Source organism: Reyranella sp. (assembly GCF_965279625.1).
GTDB lineage: Bacteria > Pseudomonadota > Alphaproteobacteria > Reyranellales > Reyranellaceae > Reyranella.
Map to the genome: position 1 here is coordinate 4,933,282 of NZ_OZ257251.1, position 20,273 is coordinate 4,953,554.

The 20,273-nt window shown below is 67.3% G+C and carries 19 protein-coding genes; 10 read left to right on the forward strand and 9 right to left on the reverse strand.

From position 1 onward, the window contains the following. Nucleotides 1–67: 67 nt before the first annotated feature. Complete coding sequence (locus tag ACQY78_RS23900; protein WP_428679632.1) at nt 68–1,453, reverse strand: OprD family outer membrane porin; 1,386 nt, start codon at nt 1,451–1,453, stop codon at nt 68–70. 90 nt (nt 1,454–1,543) lie between these two features. Next, on the reverse strand, nt 1,544–2,536 hold the full coding sequence (locus ACQY78_RS23905) for an HNH endonuclease (RefSeq protein ID WP_428679634.1): 993 nt from the start codon (nt 2,534–2,536) through the stop codon (nt 1,544–1,546). 152 nt (nt 2,537–2,688) lie between these two features. On the opposite strand from ACQY78_RS23905, the gene ACQY78_RS23910 reads away from it, so the two are divergent. Together ACQY78_RS23910 and ACQY78_RS23915 are read left to right on the forward strand one after the other, a co-directional pair. Continuing rightward, nucleotides 2,689–3,471: a hypothetical protein gene (locus ACQY78_RS23910; protein ID WP_428679636.1), complete on the forward strand. Its 783-nt coding sequence runs from the start codon at nt 2,689–2,691 to the stop codon at nt 3,469–3,471. Nucleotides 3,472–3,530: 59 nt separating this feature from the next. Next, the gene (locus ACQY78_RS23915) at nt 3,531–4,493 is read left to right on the forward strand and encodes a hypothetical protein (RefSeq protein WP_428679638.1); all 963 of its coding nucleotides are present in this window, start codon (nt 3,531–3,533) and stop codon (nt 4,491–4,493) included. A 307-nt stretch (nt 4,494–4,800) separates the two neighbouring features. On the opposite strand, the gene ACQY78_RS23920 is transcribed toward ACQY78_RS23915, so the two are convergent. Continuing rightward, complete coding sequence (locus tag ACQY78_RS23920) at nt 4,801–5,535, reverse strand: SDR family NAD(P)-dependent oxidoreductase (protein WP_428679641.1); 735 nt, start codon at nt 5,533–5,535, stop codon at nt 4,801–4,803. Nucleotides 5,536–5,620: 85 nt separating this feature from the next. Here ACQY78_RS23920 and ACQY78_RS23925 point away from each other — a divergent pair, with 85 nt between their 5' ends. After that, nucleotides 5,621–6,034, forward strand: coding sequence for a winged helix-turn-helix transcriptional regulator (locus tag ACQY78_RS23925; RefSeq protein WP_428679643.1), 414 nt, complete (start codon nt 5,621–5,623; stop codon nt 6,032–6,034). 62 nt (nt 6,035–6,096) lie between these two features. Next, on the forward strand, nt 6,097–7,374 hold the full coding sequence (locus tag ACQY78_RS23930) for a patatin-like phospholipase family protein (RefSeq protein ID WP_428679645.1): 1,278 nt from the start codon (nt 6,097–6,099) through the stop codon (nt 7,372–7,374). Nucleotides 7,375–7,383: 9 nt separating this feature from the next. On the opposite strand, the gene ACQY78_RS23935 is transcribed toward ACQY78_RS23930, so the two are convergent. After that, on the reverse strand, nt 7,384–8,820 hold the full coding sequence (locus ACQY78_RS23935) for a DUF1254 domain-containing protein (RefSeq protein WP_428679647.1): 1,437 nt from the start codon (nt 8,818–8,820) through the stop codon (nt 7,384–7,386). A gap of 17 nt (nt 8,821–8,837) precedes the next feature. Beyond that, nucleotides 8,838–9,728 carry a hypothetical protein gene (locus tag ACQY78_RS23940; RefSeq protein ID WP_428679650.1) on the reverse strand — a complete coding sequence of 297 codons (891 nt, stop codon included), beginning with the start codon at nt 9,726–9,728 and terminating at the stop codon, nt 8,838–8,840. Between the two features lie 179 nt (nt 9,729–9,907). Here ACQY78_RS23940 and ACQY78_RS23945 point away from each other — a divergent pair, with 179 nt between their 5' ends. From ACQY78_RS23945 to ACQY78_RS23960, 4 genes are all read left to right on the forward strand, one after another. Further along, nucleotides 9,908–10,885: an AraC family transcriptional regulator gene (locus ACQY78_RS23945; protein ID WP_428679652.1), complete on the forward strand. Its 978-nt coding sequence runs from the start codon at nt 9,908–9,910 to the stop codon at nt 10,883–10,885. An 84-nt stretch (nt 10,886–10,969) separates the two neighbouring features. Next, a complete protein-coding gene (locus ACQY78_RS23950; RefSeq protein WP_428679655.1) occupies nt 10,970–11,320 on the forward strand; it encodes a hypothetical protein in 351 nt (116 codons plus the stop codon). A 108-nt stretch (nt 11,321–11,428) separates the two neighbouring features. Continuing rightward, on the forward strand, nt 11,429–12,412 hold the full coding sequence (locus tag ACQY78_RS23955) for a Bug family tripartite tricarboxylate transporter substrate binding protein (RefSeq protein ID WP_428679658.1): 984 nt from the start codon (nt 11,429–11,431) through the stop codon (nt 12,410–12,412). Nucleotides 12,413–12,487: 75 nt separating this feature from the next. Further along, a complete protein-coding gene (locus ACQY78_RS23960; RefSeq protein WP_428679660.1) occupies nt 12,488–12,766 on the forward strand; it encodes a hypothetical protein in 279 nt (92 codons plus the stop codon). A gap of 70 nt (nt 12,767–12,836) precedes the next feature. Here the strand turns inward: ACQY78_RS23960 and ACQY78_RS23965 are convergent, their stop codons facing one another. Further along, the gene (locus ACQY78_RS23965; RefSeq protein ID WP_428679666.1) at nt 12,837–13,715 is read right to left on the reverse strand and encodes a hypothetical protein; all 879 of its coding nucleotides are present in this window, start codon (nt 13,713–13,715) and stop codon (nt 12,837–12,839) included. Nucleotides 13,716–13,913: 198 nt separating this feature from the next. Here ACQY78_RS23965 and ACQY78_RS23970 point away from each other — a divergent pair, with 198 nt between their 5' ends. After that, nucleotides 13,914–14,879 (forward strand): hydroxyacid dehydrogenase, encoded by a 966-nt coding sequence (locus ACQY78_RS23970; RefSeq protein ID WP_428679669.1) that lies wholly within the window; start codon nt 13,914–13,916, stop codon nt 14,877–14,879. A gap of 144 nt (nt 14,880–15,023) precedes the next feature. Here ACQY78_RS23970 and paoC read toward each other — a convergent pair whose 3' ends face one another. Genes paoC through paoA form a run of 3 tightly spaced genes read right to left on the reverse strand, consistent with a single transcriptional unit; the run spans nt 15,024 to nt 18,841 of the window. After that, nucleotides 15,024–17,228, reverse strand: coding sequence for an aldehyde oxidoreductase molybdenum-binding subunit PaoC (paoC, locus tag ACQY78_RS23975; RefSeq protein WP_428679671.1), 2,205 nt, complete (start codon nt 17,226–17,228; stop codon nt 15,024–15,026). A gap of 3 nt (nt 17,229–17,231) precedes the next feature. Beyond that, a complete protein-coding gene (locus tag ACQY78_RS23980) occupies nt 17,232–18,182 on the reverse strand; it encodes an FAD binding domain-containing protein (protein ID WP_428679674.1) in 951 nt (316 codons plus the stop codon). Then, on the reverse strand, nt 18,179–18,841 hold the full coding sequence (gene paoA, locus ACQY78_RS23985; RefSeq protein ID WP_428679676.1) for an aldehyde dehydrogenase iron-sulfur subunit PaoA: 663 nt from the start codon (nt 18,839–18,841) through the stop codon (nt 18,179–18,181). Before paoA ends, ACQY78_RS23980 begins: the two co-directional genes overlap by 4 nt. Nucleotides 18,842–19,552: 711 nt before the next feature. Here paoA and ACQY78_RS23990 point away from each other — a divergent pair. Then, nucleotides 19,553–20,002, forward strand: coding sequence for a hypothetical protein (locus ACQY78_RS23990; RefSeq protein ID WP_428679679.1), 450 nt, complete (start codon nt 19,553–19,555; stop codon nt 20,000–20,002). Nucleotides 20,003–20,273: the final 271 nt, after the last annotated feature.

Below are 20,273 nucleotides of genomic sequence, written 5' to 3' on the forward strand. Positions count from 1 at the left end.
CAATGTCCGGGAGCGCCGCTTGGTGTGGCGACACTCACCTCGAGGGTCGAGCCTAAGCGCGACGTTCTCAGTAGAGCTTGAGGCCGTAGTTCAGCACCACGCGCAGTTCCTCGCTGTTGGTGACGGTGCTGCCCTGCCACACGGTGGACCGGCCGTACTGCGTGCGGAACCAGAGACCCCGCAGCGGCTTGTGGTCGGGACGCCAGTCGATGTGGAAGTCCCATTCGCTCTCGACCAGCGGCGCACCCGCGGCGGGCGCGCTGGTCCAGCCGTTGAAAAAGTGGGCGGACAGCGCGATGCCGGGCAGGCCGACCGGCTTCAGCGTCTGCGACAGGCCGATCATCACCGCCTGTTCGCCGGCGCGCTGGAAGCCCTGGATCAGGGCATCAGTGTAGAAGGGGTTGGCGCTCCACGGCGTCAGGATGCCGAGACCGGGATTCACGACCGAATAGCCCAGGGTCAGGATGCCGGTGTCGTAGCCGAGATCGACCTTCATGCCGAGCTGGTTGGTGGCGAAGGCGTTGCCGCCGTTGATCAGCGTCTGCCCGGTGCTGTTCTGGGCGACGAACTGCGCCGCGGCGAGCGCCGTGAAGCCGCCGCCGAAATCGTGGCCGACCTTGCCCTCGGTGTAGAAGATGTTGAGCAGGTCCTGGCTGTAGTAATTGATCGCGCCGATCGAGACCGGTCCCCAGTTCATCAGGCCGCCCAGGATGCCGACGCCGGCATTCGAGGTGGGCGCGCCCGCCGCGCTGGCCATCGACTGGAAGGCGAGCGCGTCGCGCGGCTTCATGGCGTCGATGTAGGCGACCCCGTAGCGAAAGCTCGGTCCGCCTGCGTCGCCGTTGAACGTGCCGACCAGCCGGTAGCCGGAGAAGGTGTTGGGCGACATGCGGTTGTCGTGCGCGCCGAGGAAAGGCGTGTTGTAGAGGTGGCGACCCAGCGTGATCTCGTAGGCATCGCCGAGATGCACCTGGGCATAGAGCTGGCCGAACACCGCATAGCCCTGCTGGTCGGGCAGCAGCAGCCCCGTGTTGCCGTAGTGCGGCGGCGCGATGACGGGGAAGGACGTGTAGAGAACGGCACCCAGCGAGACGAGGTCGAACAGCTTGCCGGTCTCGGCCGAGACCGAGCCGCCGCTTGCCCAGGCCTCCTGGATGGTCGTGCTGCCCGGCGGGCGTACGGCGTCGCGGTAGTAGCTGCGGGCGTCGATGCTCACCTTGGAATCGCGCAGGAACGCCGGTGTGTCCTGCCAGCGTTCGCGCAGTTCCGGAAACGCGGTGAGCGGCGGCGGCTTCGGCGGCGTGAAGACCCGCTCGATCGCCGTCAGGTCCTCCGACGGGCTCCGCGGGATCGGATATTCCTGCTTGCTGGCCTGCGCCAGCGCGCTGCCCGATCCGGCGAGGATCCCTATGACGCCCGCCACCGCAAGCCCTGTTGCGGCGAGAGATTTCACGAAGACATCGACTCTAACAACGGCACGAACCTCCCTTTTTTGTTGGCGTCGCTGGCGTTCAAGCATGGACGTGCGTCGCCTGTATCGGCGTCAGGTGATGTAGACCTGCGCACGATGATAGGTGAGATAGGCCCGCTGGCTGTCCGAGAAGCCTTGCGCCAGCCAGGGCATCGGCGCTTCGGAGAAGCCGAGCTGTTTCCACGCATGTTCGCCGAGCCCGAGGCGGCGAAGGTCGCCCTGGTCGAAGCGAGGAGAAACCCGCACCTCGCCGCTGTCCTCGAACGAGATGAAGCCGCGATCGAACAGCAGATCGGCATCGGGCGTCAGCAGGAGACCATTGGCGCCGTCGAGTCGCTGGTCGGCGGTCTCGCAGGATCGCCAGGGCCTGATGTGGCTGGCGATCAGGAGGGCGGGATTGGTGATGCCGGTGAGCCGGCAGGCTTGCTCCATCTTCTGCACGTTTGACCGGAAAGTACCCTGACCGCGGCGCGCCTGGATCGTGGCGTTGCGGATCGTGTCCTCCAGGCTGAGGTCGCTGCGAATGGAGGCCTCGACGCGGTCGTCGAGTTCGTCCGTGACGGTGCGGAAGCTCAGCCGGTTGGCGCCGCCGGTTTCGAGCCCGACCGCGTCGACATGCGCGTGCGCCGTGATGATGTCGTGCACTTCCCGCGGAATGGCCGCGAGGTAGACGCCCTGATTGCCGTCGCCGGAAGAGGCGCGAATGGGCGAGTACTTGTCCGGCAGCAGCGGCCCGATCAGGGCGAGCAGATCCTTCGGCCGCACCGGCGGGTCGAGGCGGGTCCAGAAGACCGGCAGCAGCCACCCTTCGTTGTTCCAGTACGTGCCGGTCGCGCCGAACTCCGACGGCTTGGGGGCCGTGAAGGCGAACTCCGCGACCCGTCCGACGTAGCGGATGAGCTGGTTGGCATAGGAGAGGACGAGGTCCCCCGGATTTGCCGCGCGCATATTGTCGTAGAAGCGGTTGCGGGCACCGTTGCTGGAGGTCTTGGGCGACCACAGGTACTGATGCTCAATCTCTTGATTGAACGTCTGCTTGTGATTGACCCACCAGTATTGGCGCATGCGAGTGGCAATCTAGCCGCTGCCTGGGGCACGGGCCAAGGGCCCCGCTTCGGCGGCCCTCAAATCCCCCCTTTCGTTCGGGCGAGGCGCCCGCCATAAGACGGGATGGGGGAGGGCCGATCGACGGCCTTCGTGTTCGACAGGGAACTGAAATGGCCGGGCTTTTGGGGGATCGCGGGACACAGGTCCGCAGGCTCGTCGTGGCAGCGGCGGCGGGCGCGCTGCTCACGGCCTGCGCGAGCAGCGACAGCACGTCCTACCAGGAGCAGGCGCTGCGGGCGTCGGAGGGCGGCGACCTCAAGGCGGCGACCAGCCTGGCGCAGAAGGAGGTCGAGAAATACTCGGCCACCGACCAGTGCTCCTCCACCACCAACTATAATTGCGGCACCCTGGCGCTCGCCTATAGCAGCCTGGCCGAGTACCAGATCCGCAGCGGCAACCTGGCGGCCGGCGAGCGCAGCTTTGACCGCGCCAAGGGCACGCTCCAGATGGTGCCGAAGGACAACAAGCCCAGCGCCACCGGCATGGTCTATCGCGACGTGTCCGAGGCCTTCTGGAAGGCCGGCGACAAGCGGCGCGCCATCGCCGTCTTCAAGGAAGGCACGACCCGCGGTGCCGACGAGTGGCTCTACACCACCTCGGCCGCCAAGGCCGTCTCCCAGCAGGAAGGCCGCCCCGCATCCGCCGGTGCTGCAGGCGCGCCCGGTATGCCCGCCGCGCCAGGCGCGCCGGTTCCGCTCGGCCCCGCCGTCATGCCGGCGTCGGCGAGCGAGCCCGACACGATGGTGAAGCCGACCCAGGTCAACGACCCGGCGACCGGCGATCCGGCGATCAACGATCCGATGCGCGGCCGGGCGCCGAGTTCGGCCGAACCGGCGCCCGCCCCGCTGGCGCCGAGTCCGCTCACCCCGACCCCTTTGCAGAGATCGCGCTGAGGCGCACGCGCCGTCGGGAGGGAAGGACGCCGCAGGCATGCCCAGGGAGTAGGTAGGCAATGAAGGATTGGTTGTTGGCCGGTGGCATCAGTCTCGTGGCGGCTGTCGCGGCCGCTCTTGCGTTCGGGGCGTGGAAGAACGCCGACTTCGTGGATGGGCAGAGCGACCGGCTTCGCATGGAAGGCACCTTCGTCAACGGCTTCTACGACCAGGGCCAGGGCAAGGGCATTCCGGATGTCGGCTTCATCGCGCTACCGAACAAGCACGTCACGGCCCGGAGACTGCTGGACGATCGCGTGATCTACGATGCGTCCTACACGACGGGGGCCGATCATTTTCGTGTCGTTCCCAAGGTCGAGAACGCCCAGCGCTGCGTCCTGCTGTTCGGCGATTCGTTCACGTTCGGCGAAGGCGTGAACGACGACGAGACCACGGCGGCCCAGATCGTCGCCAAGAGCAAGGGACAGGTCGAGGTCAAGAGCCTGGGGATCGGCGGCTGGGGACCGCACCAGTTCCTGTCCGGTCTCCAATCCGGCCGCTTTCAGAAGGCGATCACCTGCAAGCCGACCGATGCGGTCTATCTGTTCATCCCCGCCCATACCGCCCGGGCGGCGGGGCGCGGGAAATGGGACAGGTACGGTCCGCGTTTCGTGGTGGACGACAAAGGCCGGGCGGTGCGTGACGGGAACTTCAATACCGTCGGCAAGAGCTGGCGCGAGCTGGTCGGGTTCAACCGCCTGACCGAAAGCGAGGAGGAGGAGCTGGCGGCGGCGATCATCACCGAAGCCTCGCGCGAGCTCGAGCGCCTGTATCCCGGCATTCGCTTTCATGTCTTCACGTGGGACGGCGTCACCGCCGGCGTGATCGATCGCCTGAAACAGAATGGCGTGCGTGTGCACACGATCCGCCAGATCATTCCCGACTATACCGACGCCTACCTGATCGCCCCGCCGTTCGAATATCACCCGACGCCGGCCGCCTACCAGCGAGTCGCCGACTACCTGCTGACGCTGCTGAAGTAGCGGTGTGCGGTCACCGGATCGCAGTGCAAGCTTCCTCGCAAGAAGGGGGAAGCGCATTTGAGGTAAAGGTCCCTCACTTCGTTCGGGATGACACTGTTTGTTTGATTGAGCGCACTGCGCAAATCCCAACAAAATTGTCATCCCGAACGAAGTGAGGGACCTTTCGCTTTCTTGAAAGGTGAACGGCAACGGCGCTTCAGCTCTTCGATCGCTCGAACACCTCGTGGCGCTCCCGGACATTGCTGCGCAATGTCCTGACGCTTGGGGAACTCAGCGCGGGCCAAGCCAGGCTTGGCCCACGCTTAGCTCACACCTGTGCCAGGCCGCCGTCGACGAAGACCTCGCCGCCGGTCATGAAGCTCGAGTCGGAGGAGGCGAGGAACGCCGCCACCGCGCCGGTTTCCGACGGCTCGCCGATGCGGCCGAGCGGGGTCATGGCGCCGATCGCTTCGAAGGCTTCCTTGCCCACCACCTCGAGTGCGAGGTCCGTCCGGGTCGGGCCCGGCGACAGGACGTTGACGCGGATGCCGGTGCCCTTCAGGTCGAGCGCCCAGCTGCGCGCCAGGTTGCGGACGGCGGCCTTGGTGGCGCTGTAGATGCTGAACTGCGCCGTGCCCATCTCGCCGGTGGTCGAACCGGTGAGGATGATCGAGCCGCCGGCCTTCATCAGCGGCAGGCCCTTCTGCACCGAGAAGATCAGCCCCTTCACGTTGACGTCGAAGATCTGGTCGTACTGCTGCGGCGTGATCGCGCCCAGCGGGGCGAAGGCGCCGGTGCCGGCATTGGCGAACAGGATGTCGAGCCCGCCGCGCTCCGTCTTCACGGTCTCGTACAGCCGGTCGAGGTCGGCCATCTCCGTCACCGAGCCGCGCACGGCGCGCGCCGACGTGCCGAGCGTCGCCACGGCGGCGTCGAGCTGTTCCTGCCGTCTCCCGAAGAGATAGACGAACGCGCCTTCCTCGACGAAGCGCTGCGCGGCGCCCAGCCCGATACCGGTGCCGCCGCCTGTGATCACCGCCGTCTTTCCTTTGAGTCTGCTCATCCTGTGCTCCTGCGTTTGAGGTTGCAAAGAGCTGGAGGCGTACCCACCTAAGGACAAGTATGCACCTTTTGGTAAGTGCCTAAAAATGTCGAAGACCTCCCCGCAGGCCCAGACCTGCACCCCGACCCTGCCGGGCTTCACCTGCGGCCTCGACGCGACGCTCCGGGTCATCGCCGGCAAGTGGAAGCCGCTGATCCTCTACTTCCTGGCCCAGGGTGGCCCGACCCGCTACGGCGAGCTGCGCCGCGCCATGCGCGACGTGAGCGACAAGATGCTGATCCAGCAGCTCAAGGAGCTGACGGCCGACGGTCTCGTCAAACGGACCGACTACAGGGAGGTCCCGCCGCGGGTCGACTACGCCCTGACCCCGCTCGGCGAAAGCCTCGCCCAGGCCCTGGTGCCGCTCTGCACCTGGGGCACGGACAACCTCGCCGAGGTGACGCGGGTCTTCGCGCAGCGCGCGGCCGAGCGCGAGACGTCGAGCGGGAAGGGACTGTAAGCGGGTTCCCCTGTCGCGCGGCCATTGATCGGCGGTCGCTGCCATGGGCAGAGTGGCCCGCAATGAAGCGGCGGTCCTTTCTCGGTTCCTTCGGCGCAGGCATCGCGTCGGCAACGGTCGGCGGCTGCAGTGCGCCGACCCGATTGGCGGCTCTCCCGGAGAGGCGCCTTGACCACGGGCGTTTCGCCGGCATGCCGGACGATTGCCGGGTCGTGCTCGACGGCAGCAACGACAGGCTTTTCGGCCGCATCGCCTTCGCCGCCCTGCGTCGCGAGATGGCCTACGCGCAGCGGACGGGTGGGACCTTGAGCGAGGCCAGCTTTCTCGCGATCTCGGGCGGTGGCGAAAACGGCGCTTTCGGCGCAGGGCTGCTGACGGGCTGGACGCAACTGGGCACCCGGCCGGAGTTCAAGGGCGTGACGGGCGTCAGCACCGGGGCGCTGAGCGCGCCATTCGCCTTTCTCGGGCCGGACTACGACCGGGACCTCGCGAGCGTCTACACCGACAGCGCCGTCGCCGACATCATGACGAGCCGCGGCGTACTGAGGGGATTGCTGGGCGATTCACTCTACGATTCCGCGCCGCTGTTGCGCACGATCCGGCGCTTCGTCACGCAGGGGCTGCTCGCCGCGATCGCCCGTGAATACACCGAAAAGGGCCGCCTGCTGTTCGTTGCGACGACCAATCTCGACGTGCCGGTCGGCGTGCTGTGGAACATGGGGGCGATCGCCGCCAGCGGGCACGCGCGCGCAGCGGACTTCTTCGCCGAGATCCTGCTCGCGTCCGCGTCGATCCCCGGCATCCTGCCGCCGGTGATGTTCGACATCGAGATGGGCGGCGAGCGCTATCAGGAAATGCATGTCGATGGCGGCACGGTGGCCCAGGTGGTCCTCTATCCGCCGTCGCTGGGCGGCGACAACCTGCTGCGCGACGCGTCCGACGCAAGTCCCGGCATGATCGAGGCGCTGTCCCGTCGGCCGCGGCGGCTCTACATCATCCGCAACGCACGGCCGGGCGCCGACCAGGAGACGGTGCCGCGCAACACGATGAAGATCGCCGACCGCGCCATCGCCACGCTGATCCAGGCGCAGGGGCTGAGCGATCTCTACCAGCTCTACGTCATCGCCCAGCGCGATGGCATCGAGTACAACGTGGCATTCATTCCCCAGAGCTTCAGCGACAGGTTGAGCGGCCCCTTCGACCAGGCCTATATGCGCAAGCTCTACTTGGTCGGCCGCGACACCATGCTGAACGGCGCCGCCTGGTTCAGTGCCCCGCCGGGCTTCAACGCGACCCCGGTCCAACGGCTCTCCCTGAACGGGCAGCGAACCTCACCGTGAGAAGCGCCCTCACCCCATCTTCTTCGCCGGGGGCGGGGACCAGCTGCCGTCGATGATCGACGGCGGCGTCTCGTTGGGCCAGTACATGCGCAGCATCAGCTGGAACTTGCCCTTGGGCGCGGGCAGCCAGTTCGACTCCTTGTCGGCGCCGGGCGATTCGTTCTGGATGTAGAGGTCGGTCGAGCCGTCGGCGTTGGCCTTCAGCTTCTGCCGCGCGCTGATCGAGTAGCGGTTGATCGGGTTGGCGACGAAGAAGAAGTCGGCGTCGTACATGGTGAGCGACCAGAAGCCCTTGACCGGCGGGAGCTGGCCCTTGGCGAAGCGCACCACGTACTTGTTCGCGCCGTCATAATCGCGCCCGCTGGCATCCTTCAGCGACATCGGATAGATCGCGTCCTGCGGGCGGTTGGCGCCCAGCCCGATCGCCGTGACCAGCGCGCGGTTCAGATAGTCGGTGCCGTAGATCCCGGTGACCGTGTCGTAGAGCCAGCCGTTCACGTTCTTCACCGACTTGCCGACCTTGAGCTGCAGCATGATGCGGTCGAAGGCGATGTGCGGGATGCGCGCGACGAAGTCGGCATTGAGCTTCGTCTTGTCGAAGTCCTGGCCGGGCACCAGGCCGATGCGGGCGAAGCGCGCGACCGCGGCGGCGTCGGCCGCGACCGGCGGGTTGGTCTTCATCAGCTCGGCCAGCAGCGTGAAGTAGGAGACGGCGTCGAGCGCGTTCACCTGCTCGCGCACCGCCGTCTTCATGTCGACCGACGCGTCGACCGTTGCGGCCGGCGGCGTGTAGTCCTTGCCCCAGGCGCTGAGCGGCACCAGCTTGCACTGGTCCTGGAGCGCATGGACGGCGGCGTAATCCTCCGGCGTGCCGGTGCAGTAGATGCGGCCCAGCATCCAGACCAGGCCGGTCGGCGACTTGTATTCCTTCACGCCGGCGGGAAGCGTGCCCTTCCAGCCCGGGCCGGTGATGGCATAGGTCTGCGCGCCCGTGCCGGTGGTGCGCGCGCCGGGCACCTGGAACACGGTGGTCCAGCCGTCGAGCAGCGGGAACAGGTAATAGCGGCCCTTCATGTCGGGCAGGCTGAGCACCCACGGCTCCTTGCCGACATCGGCCCAGGCGATCGTGTAGAGCGTGTCGGCGTTGGGCGCGGTGACGTCGCGGAAGGCGGCGTTGGGATATTCGCGGATGCGCGCGAACTGGCCCATCGGCGCGCGCGTACCGGCGGGGGCGGCGACGTTGGTCATGATCCGCCGCGTCATCTCCATGGTGACCAGCGGGTAGCCGTAGACATAGGCGTCGGTGGCCAGCCAGAACTCTTCCAGCCCGCCGAGCACCGGCACACCTTCCTGGGCGCGCGCGCCGGACAGCGGCAGCAGGCCGCCGAGGGCCGAGAGCGTGCCGGCGAGACCGCCCAAAGTGGCGTTGCGACGATTGATGGCCATGATCGAACCTCTCTCTTTCAGAATCGGAAACTCGCGCCGACGACCGGGCCGTAGAAGACCTCGTTGAGGCCGAAGGCGGTGGCGCCACTGCCGCTGTTGTAGTTGACGCCCAGCGCACGGAAGCCGAGCAGGGCTGCGATCCGGTAGCCGCTCATCTGCCAGTCGTAGGAGTAGACGGCGAGCGCCTGCCAGCTCAGCGAGTTCTGCAGGTTGAAGCCGCCGATGTCGCCGCGCACCGTGATCGTCTGGTTGGGCGCGAGCTGGTGGCGCAGGCGCAGGCCGACCAGCGGATCGACCCACGCCGTGGTGCCGCTGTCGGCCAGCGCGAAGCCGGCGCTTCGGCTCAGGTTGAAGCGCGTCGTGTCGGCGGTGATCAGCGCGTCGAAGGTGCCGGTGAGGTTGACGTTCCAGTAGCGGAAGCCGCCCACCGCCTCGAGCGTGGTGGAGCCGCCGCCGGCGCCGCCCCAGCGCGCCAGCTCGTAGACGCCGCCGATCTCGACGATGAACATCTGCATCGTGAGCGCCGCATTGGCCGTCGCGCTGAGTTTCAGGCCGGGAAGGGGATTGCGATAGGCGGCCTGGCTGGTGGTGAAGCCCATCTTGGTGAAGACGAAGTCGGCATAGACGCCGAGCGGTCCCTTGTCGGCCTCGAGATAGCCCATGTAGCCGATCAGCGAATCGCTCTTCTGCAGCAGGTCGATGAAGCTCGCATTGGTGTCGACCGTCTGGCCGTGCGAGGTGGTGCTGCCGCTCACGCTCATCAGCCAGCCATAGGTCGCGGCCTGGAAACGCCAGGCGTCGCGATCCGCCGTCGCGGTGTTGGCGGCCGCCGGCTCCGCCATCGCAACGCCCGTGCAGGCGAAGACACCCCCAACGACGATCGCAGCGGCCGCCAACTTCAGATTCAACGAGGCTTCCTCGATCATTGCGATGGGCCCGATATGTCGGCGGCGGTGTGCCAAAGCGCACCGCCCGACGCCATGACAGTTTGCGCCAAAAGTGCAACGATCGGGACAAGGTGACGATTCTCGCGACATCCAAAGAACCCGGCGCGCTCGCCCGCTGCAGCGGCTCTGAAGGCCGGGCGATGCGGGTCGGGCCCATGCTGGGCCTCGAGGCCTTGCTGGCGCGGTTCGGCGTTGCGCTGGCGCCGCTGCTGGCCGAGAGCGGCCTTCCGCCCGACAGTCTTGACGATCCCGAGGCCCGCTGGCCGGTCGACCGGCTGCTCGATCTCGCCGCGCGCGGCGCCGAACGGGCGGACTGTCCGCATTTGGGGCTGCTGCTCGCGGAGCCGGTGGGACCCGACGCGTTGGGCGCGCCGATCGCCGGCCTGCTGGGCGGCGCACGCTCGGTCGAGCGGGCGCTGCGCGGGCTCACGATGAACCTGCATCTCAACGGCGAGGCGCTGGTGCCGGCTCTGACGGTCGGCGCCGACGGCGCCCGCTTCAGCTTCACGCCCTACGCCTATCACCGGCGCGGCACCGACCTCCTCGAGGACTTCTCGCTGGTGGCGGTGGCGAACATCCTGCGCCTCCTGTGCGGGCCCAAATGGACCCCGTCGCGCGTCACCTTCGCCCGTCGCGCGCCGGCCGACCGGCGGCCCTACGAGGCGTTCTTCAAGGTGCCGCTCGCCTTCGGCGCGCCGCTCAGCGCCGTGGTCTTCGATCCGTGCTGGCTGCCGCGCCGGCCTGAGCCCGTGCCGCGGGGACCGACAGCGCCGCCTGTGCCGCCATCGCCCGGAGAGGAACTGGACATCGCGATCCGCGCCCGCCGCGCCATCATCCGCGGGCTGGCGCAGGGCGTCGTCGACGCCGACGCCGTCGCCTCCGCCCTGGGTTTGAGCAATCGCACCCTGAACCGCCGCCTCGCCGAGCGCGGGACCACGGTCCGCGATCTGATCGCCGAGGTCCGCCTCCAGGTCGCGCAGAAACTCTTGCGCGACACCGATCTCACCGTCGCCGACATCGCGGTCACCACCTGCTACGCTGACGTTGCCGCTTTTTCGCGCGCTTTCAGTGCCAGGATGGGCCTGCCCCCGGCGGCCTGGCGGAACCACGTTCGGTGAACACCCCGTGCAGCGCGCAACTTCGCAGGGGCGGAAAGCGTTGCTGCGATGGAACTGCACCTTGGAGGGTCGGCTATGTTGGGAATGTCTGCGAGGCTCGCGCTGGTTGCCGCTATCGGCCTGGCGGCCGCTGCCTGCCAGCCCGCGCCGGCCTACAACAACGCCTACGGGGCGCCCCCGCCGCCGCGTAACACCTATTCCCAGCCGGCGCCCAACTACTACCCCAACCAGCAGGGCTACAATCCCTACCAGCAGCAGAACTACCAGCAGCAGAATTCGGGGCGCTACAATCAGGCCGACGGCCGGCGCTACACCACCGTCGCCGTGACCAATCGCGGCCAGAACGGCTATCAGGATCAGGTCGTGCAGCAGCAGGTCGTCTGCGGCAGCCAGTATTACGACGGCTATCGCAGCCGCACCGCGCCCTACTGCTGATCGGTTCCCCGCGCGCGAAACTCGAAGCGCGGAACAGGACAGCTTACGTCACACCGAAATCCCGGCGCCCCCCTGCTATGAGGCGCCGGAATTATCTGGAGGTGTGTCATGCGTAGGAACAGCTTCATCGCGCTCGGCCTGTCGTTCGCGGGCGCCGCGCTGGTCGGCCCCGCGGCGGCCCTGGCGCAGACGGCGGACTTCCCCAGCAAGCCGATCACGATCCTCGTGGGCTACGCGCCCGGCGGAAACATCGACGTGACGGCGCGCACCGTCGGCCAGGCGCTGTCGAAGCGGCTGGGCCAGGCCGTCGTCATCGAGAACCGGCCGGGCGCCGCCGGCCTGATCGCCCAGACCGCCGCCGCGAAGGCCAAGCCCGATGGCTACACACTGGTGCTGGCCGGTACGACCGGCTTCGTGCTGGCGCCGCGCCTGGTGGCGCAGCCGCCCTATACCGTCGACGATTTCGCGGGCCTCGGCACGGTGTCGGAGACGCCGCTGGTGATCGAAGTCCCGGCCACCAGCCGCTTCCAGAGCTTCGCCGAGCTGGCGGCCTTCGCCAAGGCCAACCCCGAAGCGGTGCGGATCGGCCATGCCGGCAACGGCACCACCAACCATGTCGCGATCCTGCGGATGCAGCAGATGCTCGGCGCGAAGTTCACCGCCGTTCCCTACAAGGGCTCGTCGCCGGCCATCGCCGACCTGATGGGCGGGAACATCGACGCCGTCGTCGACCAGCTCCCGAGCTCGATCGGCCAGCTCCGCGCCGGCACCTTCAAGCCGCTGGCGGTGACCAGCCTGAAGCGCGCCGCCGACCTGCCCGAGACGCCGACCCTCGACGAGCTCGGCCTGAAAGGCTTCGAGGTCGTCACCGGCTCGGGCCTGCTCGCACCCGCCAGGACGCCGCCCGCCACGATCAAGGTGCTGGGCGACGCGCTGCAGAAGGTGCTCGACGATCCCGAGGTCCAGGCCAGGCTGAAGAACCTCGGCACCGAGGCGCGCAAGATGACCCCCGACCAGTACGACGTTCTCCTGAAGAAGGAAGACGCGGCGGCGGCGCAGATGATCAAGGACGGGCTGCTGAAGGGGGAGTAGGGGCCGGCCCGTTTTCGTAGAGCGCGCTGCGCGTGCTAAGGTGCAGCTCGCGCCAAGGGCCCGCGAGACGCTTCGGTGATCAATTCGTACCATCGACTGATTGAATGGGTGGATCGCCCGTCGGTACTCCTCCGGCTGGCCATCGCTTTCATTGCCGGGTGGGCGATCTTCTTTTTGCAGGTTTCCACTCTCGACCAGGTGCCGCCCGATTATGTCGACAAGGGTATGTATTGCCTCCACGCTCTGGGCCACACCCTGAGCATGGCGATGTTCCGAAGCCTGTTCCCCTGGCTGGTCGCCGCACAGATCGCCAGCGTAGTGCTCATCGCGCTCCGGATCGTACCGCTTGTCTAGATCCCGCTCGTGGTCTTGCCGCTGTTCTGGGGCGGGCTGGTCGGCGCCTGTCCTTAGTGCGAAGTCGCCCTCAATTTGGGCGGCCCATCATGGATGAGGCGACGCGCACAGCGCAGGCCCTGAGTTCTTGCTTGCTGTAAGAGGTCTCGGCCATCTGCAGACAGAAGAGGTTCGCGGTCGTCAGGTATCCGATCTCCGTGCGAACACGGACACCACGCCAAGGGTCCGGATCGTCGTTCGCGCCACTACGCCGGCTCGCGCTGGCTTCTATCTCAAGAAGCTCGGACCGCAGCCGTTCCTTTACGTCGAGCAGGGAGAGCCAGACGATCTTCTGCACGAAGTTGAAGCGACAATTCCAGACAGGTTGATTCTGCTCGAAGTAGACGTACGAGCTGTCCCAATCAAAGGCGCCACTACCGTGAACCAGCGCTCCGTCGGCACTGCGGTAGAGGCCCGAAAGGACACTTGTGTTGCCCGCATGCAGGTCCAGGGCCCTGGCCCTTGCTGACAAATCTTGATCTGAAGCGCGCTTGGCGTCGTCCGCCCACGTATTGAAGGGCTCGTCCGAAAGATCAGCCTGTTTGCCGATAACGTCGCCGATGACCAGCGTGGCCGTCGCCGGGACACCTTGTGGCAGTATCCGGATCGGCCGTCGGGTGTCGCGGCCAAGCGCCTTTACCTGCTCCTCGAACTGTGACCTGAGGGCTGGGGCGCATGTGGCATCCGGCGGTTGAAATCCGCGCTGCAGGAGCGTCAATGATGTCGTGAAATCCGGCTCGGCTGCGACCTTCGGGAAGTCCCTCTTGGCGATGAGTGGCTGCATCGCCGCTTCCGTCCGGTCGGCGATCTCGTCGGCCACCTTCATGACCTCAGGCTCAAGCGCGAGAGCCGGGGGTGCGCCACCCGCAACGATCAAGAGAGTCAGCAGCAGCAAACGTGAGATGACCATCGGGCGCCCTCCGCCTCATCCATTTATCGGATGAAGCAGTGTGATTATCAATTCCTGGTGGCGCGGCCCGAGCCCATTAGCGAACTCCCCCCAGTCGTCCGGCACGATCGACGCGGCAGCGTGGCTCGCTGATTGAGTGCGCTATCGTGAGACTGCTAAACACCATTCCTTGTCATCGCGTCAGAAGAAGGCACGCCAATGAAAAACAGCCCCCGCATCATCATCAACTCCGACGTGCTCGCACCCTCGGCCATGGCGTTGCTCGAGGCGCGGGGGGCGGAGGTGCGGATGTTGCCGACGCGGGCCACCGAGGCCGAGATGATCGCGGCGGTGTCGGAGGCGCCCACCCATGCGATCCTGGTGCGCACCACGAAGATCACACCGGCCGTCTATGACGCCGCGCCGGATCTGCGCGTCGTGTCCAAGCATGGCGTCGGCTACGACAATATCGACGTCGCGGCCGCGAGCGCGCGCGGCATCGCGGTGCTGCGCACGCACGGCGCCAATGCCCGCTCGGTGGCCGAGCTGGCGCTGGGCATGATGATCTCGGTTCTTCGCTACATGGTGCCGTTCGACACGGCGCTGAAGCAGGGCACGTGGCCGCAATCGGCCTTCATGGGCCGCGAACTGTCGGGCTCGAAGCTCGGCATCGTCGGCTGCGGCGCCGTCGGCTCCTCGCTGGTCGCGCTGTGCCGGCCGTTCGATCTCGAGATCCGGATCTACGATCCCTACCTCGCGCCCGACGCGATCCCCGAAGGCGTCGGCCGCGTCGATGTCCTCGACCAGCTGCTGGAGTGGGCGGACATCGTCACGCTGCATTGTCCGCTGACCGAGGAGACCGACCGCATGATCGACGCGGCGGCGCTCGCCCGCATGCGCCAGGGCACGTTCCTGGTGAATGCCGGCCGCGGCCCGCTGGTCGATGACGTGGCGCTGGTCGCCGCGCTGGAGAGCGGCCATCTCGCCGGCGCCGCGCTCGACACCTTCGTGGTCGAGCCGCCCGATCCGAACCATCCGCTGTGGAAGCAGAAGAACGTGGTCTTCACGCCGCATATCGGCGGCTCGACCCGGCAGTCGCTGGAGCGCGTCGCCGTGCAGGCGGTCGAGAACATTTTCTACGTGCTCGACGGCACGCCGCTGCCGGCGAAGTGCGTGGTGGGGTGAGAGCGGCCCGCCTGCGGGCGTCGCACACAACCTCATCCTGAGGAGGTCGCGCAGCGACCGTCTCGAAGGATGGGTGTCAGGCGCGGTGCTCGTTCGACCCTTCGAGACGCGCTCCAGAGGAGCGCTCCTCAGGGTGAGGACGGGTCACCCCACGTCCGGCATCTTCTCCAGCAGCTTGTCGAGCGTGATCGGGTAGTCGCGGACGCGGACGCCGGTGGCGTTGTAGATCGCGTTGGCGACGGCGGCGCCGACGCCGCAGATGCCGAGTTCGCCGACGCCCTTGGCCTTCATCGGCGAGGACAGCGGATCGGTCTCGTCGAGGAAGATCACCTCCTGGTGCGGGATGTCGGCATGGACCGGGACTTCGTAGCCCACGAGGTCGTGGTTGACGAAAAAGCCGTGGCGCGTGTCGACCGCCAGCTCCTCCATCAGCGCCGCACCCGCGCCCATGGTCATGGCGCCGATCACCTGGCTGCGCGCCGATTTCGGATTGAGGATGCGGCCGGCGGCGCAGACCGCCAGCATGCGCCGGATCCGTACCTCGGCCGTGGCGGCATCGACGCCGACCTCGACGAAATGCGCACCGAAGGTCGAGAGCTGGTGCTTCTTGTCGAGGCCACCGAATTCGATCGAATCCTCGGCCACAAGCTCGCCCGCCTTGGCCGCGTCGGCCAGCGCGATGCTGCGTTCACCCGAGCGGACCTGGCCGTCGGCGAACTGCGCGTCGGCGGCGTTGAGACCGAGCTTGCCCGTCACCGCCTCGCGCAGCTTCACGCAGGCGGCATAGACGCCGGCGGTCGCGGAGTTGGCGCCGAACTGTCCGCCCGAACCGGCCGAGACGGGGAAGGCGGAATCGCCCAGCTTCACCACCACCTTGTCCAGCGGCACGCCCATCATCTCGGCCGCGGTCTGGGCGATGATCGTGTAGCTGCCGGTGCCGATGTCGGTCATGTCGGTCTCGACGGTGACGATGCCCTTTGCGTCGAGCCGCACGCGCGCGCCCGACTTGATCACCGGCGAGCCGCGATAAGCGGCTGCCATGCCGAGGCCGATCCGCCAGCGCCCCTCGCGCATCTGCCGCGGCGTGGCCTGGCGGGCCGACCAGCCGAAGCGACCGGCGCCGGTCCGCAGGCATTCGGTGAGCTGGCGCTGCGAGAATTTGCGCTCGGGCTTCTCGGGATCGACCTGCGTGTCGTTGCGGATGCGGAACTCGATCGGGTCGAGTCCGAGCTTCTCGGCCATCTCGTCCATGGCGATCTCGAGCGCCATCATGCCGGGCGCCTCGCCGGGCGCGCGCATCGAGTTGCCTTCCGGCAGGTCGAGCACGGCCAGCCGCAGCCGCGTCAGGCGGTTGGCGCCGGCATAGAGCAGCCGCGTCTGCAGGACCGCCGTTTCCGGCTTGCCGTCGGGCAGGTCGCCCGACCAGCTGTCATGGCCGATCGCGGTGATGATGCCGTCCTTGGTCGCGCCGAGGCGCAGGCGCTGGATCGTCGCCGGACGGTGGGTGGTGTTGTTGAACATCAGCGGCCGCTGCAGCGCCACTTTGACGGGACGCTTCGCCGCGCGCGCGCCCAGCGCCGCCAACACCGCGTCGGCGCGCACCCACAGCTTGCCGCCGAAGCCGCCGCCAATATAGGGCGACATCAGGTGGATCTTGTCCTTGGCGATGCCCAGCGTCTTGGCCATGTCGCCGACGCTCCAGGCGATCATCTGGTTGGAAGTCCAGAGCGAGAGCTTGTCGCCCTCCCAGGCGGCGATGCTGGCGTGCGGCTCCATCATCGCATGCGCCTGGTCGGGCGTGGTGTAGGTGGCGTCGAGCGTCACCGGCGCGGCGGCAAAGGCGCCGTCGAAGGCGCCGACAGCACTGTCGGCGGGCTCGTCGTCGGTGCCGGCGGGCTTGGCCTTGTCGCGGGACGCGGCGAGGTCGTAGGCGCCCTTGGCCGGCGCATACTGGACCTTGATCAGCTCGGCCGCGTGGCGCGCCTGTTCGAAGGTCTCGGCGACCACCAGTGCGATGGCCTGGTGATAGTGCTGGATCTCGGGCCCGCCCAGCAGCTTCGCGGTATTGTACTCACCCTTGCCGAGCTTGCCGGCATTCTCGGCCGTGACGACGGCCAGCACGCCGGGCGCGGCCTTGGCGGCGGCGATATCCATCGAGGCGATGCGGCCCTTGGCGATGGCCGCTCCCAGCACATGGCCATAGGCCGCGTCGGGCGCGACATCGTGGCGTTCATAGGCATAGGGCGCGGTGCCCGTGGTCTTCAGCGGTCCGTCGATGCGGTCGAGCGGATGGCCGACGATCTTCAGCCGGTCGATCGGATTGGTCGTGGCGGGTGTATCGAATTTCATGGCTCAGCCCCTCGGCTCGGCCAGCACGGCGGCGAGCGCGCGCTCGGCCAGTGGCACCTTGAACTTGTTCTCTTCGGTCGGTTTGGCGCCGGCGAGCAGCTTCGCCATCACAGGCTTCGCGCCGCGCGACATGTCCGCTTCGGCGTCCTCGCTGCGCCATGGCTTGGGCGCGACGCCGCCCAGGGCCACGCGGCCGCTGCCGTCCGGCTGGACGATGGCGGCGATCGACACGAGCGCGAAGGCGTAGGAGGCGCGGTCGCGCACCTTGCGATAGTGCTGCGTGCCGCCGGCCGGCTTCGGCAGCGTCACCGACGTGATCAACTCGCCGGACTCCAGCACCGTCTCGATCTCGGGCGTATCGCCGGGCAGGCGGTGGAAGTCGGCGATCGGGATCGTGCGCGGGGCGCCCTGCGGCTTCACGGTTTCCACCATGGCGTCGAGGACGCGCATCGCCACCGCCATGTCGGACGGATGCGTGGCGATGCAGGCGTCGCTGCCGCCCACCACGGCGAGCTGGCGGCTGTAGCCGCCCAGCGCCGAACAGCCGCTGCCGGGGCGGCGTTTGTTGCAGGCCATGTTGGTGTCGTAGAAATAGGGGCAACGCGTGCGCTGCAGGAGATTGCCCGCGGTCGTCGCGCGATTGCGCAACTGGCCCGAGGCGCCCGACAGCAGCGCGCGCGACAGCACCGCATAGTCGCGCCGCACGCGGGCATCGGCCGCGAGATCGGTGTTGCGCACCAGCGCGCCGATACGCAGGCCGCCGTCCGGTGTCGGCTCGATCTTGTCGAGGCCGAGGCCATTGACGTCGATCAGATGCGCCGGCGTCTCGATCTGCAGCTTCATCAGGTCGAGCAGGTTGGTGCCGCCGGCGATGAAACGGGCGTCCGGCTGGCGCGCGGCCGCAGCGGCGGCCTCGGAGGGCGAGGCGGCGCGCTCGTAGGTGAAGGGCTTCATGCCTTCCTCCCGGCGACTTCGGTGATGGCGTCGACGATGTTGGAATAGGCGCCGCAGCGGCAGATGTTGCCGCTCATGCGCTCGCGCAGTTCGTCGCCGTTCGTTTGGAGCTTGGCGTTGAGATCGGCGGTGACATGGCTCGGGATGCCGGCCTCGATCTCCTCCAGCACCGCGACCGCCGAGCAGATCTGGCCCGGCGTGCAGTAGCCGCACTGGTAGCCGTCGTGCTTCACGAAGGCGGCCTGCATCGGGTGCAGCTTGTCGGGCGTGCCCAACCCCTCGATCGTGGTGATCTCGCCGCCCTGGTGCATGACCGCCAGCGTGAGGCAGGAATTGATGCGCCGACCGTCGAGGATCACCGTGCAGGCGCCGCACTGGCCGTGATCGCAGCCCTTCTTGGTGCCGCCGAGATGCAGCCCCTCGCGCAACGCGTCGAGCAGCGTCGTGCGCGGATCGAGGTCGAGGTCGCGAGGCTTGCCGTTCACGGTGAAGGAAACTTTGAGTGTCGGCGCGGCGGTGCCGGGGCCGGCGGCTGCCGGCGGGGCGCCGGGAGCGGTCTGCGCCCCGGCCCGTGCGGCCACGGCGCCGACCGCGGCGGTGGCGACGGTGGCCGCCATCAGGGTACGTCTTTTCACATCATTTTCGCGGGGAGTGGCCATGGCTGGCTCCTGCTTGCGGTGGCGCCGGTGCGGGGTTCAGGCCGCTCAACGCCGCGTCCGCCGTCCTCGTTGCGCCGAATCCCGCACCGCTCTTGCCGCGCGCGGCCTGTACCAGCTTCCCCCGTGCGCGCCCGCCGTTGGCTTCGAAGACTGCATAAACGGGGATCGGGCAGCCCACCCGCGCGCCGGGAGCAACCGGCAATCTCCATAGCAAGGGAGAAGTGCGCCTTCGCTCAGGACTCTCTAACGAGCATTGCCGAAAGGAGGCGAAGGTGAAGCGGAAGGTCTGGCCCCGAGAGGACGACGAGGCGCTGAGATACTGCACGCCTGCCCGTACACGGCCGGCCGGATCTCCATTGAGCTCGAATGCTCGCGGCTGACCATCATCAGACTATCCGACGGCGAATCGCCTGGAGGCTGGAGCACTGCAGCTAGACCATCCTGTGGCAGCGTGAGGCGATAGGGCTAAGAGAGTCGGCCACCCGCGCGGGTGTTCAACTGCCGCGGCGAAAGTCTGCACTGATGGTTCAAGATTGAAGCGCAGATTCGGTCTCAACTCTGGATAGTCGCAGTGATGACGAAAGAATTTCATCACGCCTGAGTGAACCGTTGGCTGATTTCCACGAAGTAGCATGACTCATGCCCGGCCTAACTGCAGAGTGTGCGGAGGGGGAGACACAAACTAGGAGCAATCAGAGGGAAAGTAGCGTTATGGGTGCCTTGGGATGGACGATCTACCGGCCGGAGCAATTGGTCGTTATTAGCGGCGTCGGAATATTCGACATCTCTTTCGCCACGGCATTCCGAGAGGCCATGCGGGCAGAGGGTGCCGCCGGCTTCTGCAAGCTGTTTGATTTCAGCCGGCTCGATATCAAGCTCAGCGACCAGGACCTTCAGAGCATGGTTGCCAGCACGCGACTTGCGGGTCCTATAAAGTCTGGGCCGATCGCGCTCTATCTGGGCAAGACACCGCCGCCGCTCCTGGTCGACATGGCGATCCTCTTGAAAGACAGGATCGGGTACCGCAGGCGGATCCGCCTCTTCACCGACGAGTTCGTTGCACGACAGTGGCTACTGTACGAAGGGCCGGCCTTGAACGCTTCACACGAGGCTTTGCTTACTTCGACGACAGATACAGTCGGCGCCCTCGTTCGGCGGTAACGGCCCTCGCTCTCACGGTTTGCCAGGCAGAGAAAGCCGCATGGCTCCCCGACACCGGCGGGGAGCAGGCGGGTCATGTACCGCATTCAGCTCGCTCAAATCGGGCAGGTATCTTGCCTGGCGTGACGCTCTGACACCGAAACAGGCAGACCTTTGGCCAACGAGTTCATCGCCATCGAGATCTCTTTCGCTTTGGCGATGAGCTGCGCCGGATCCGACCCGTCGGACATCGAAACCGAGACCAGCATCCCGCGCTGACGGCGCGAATAGC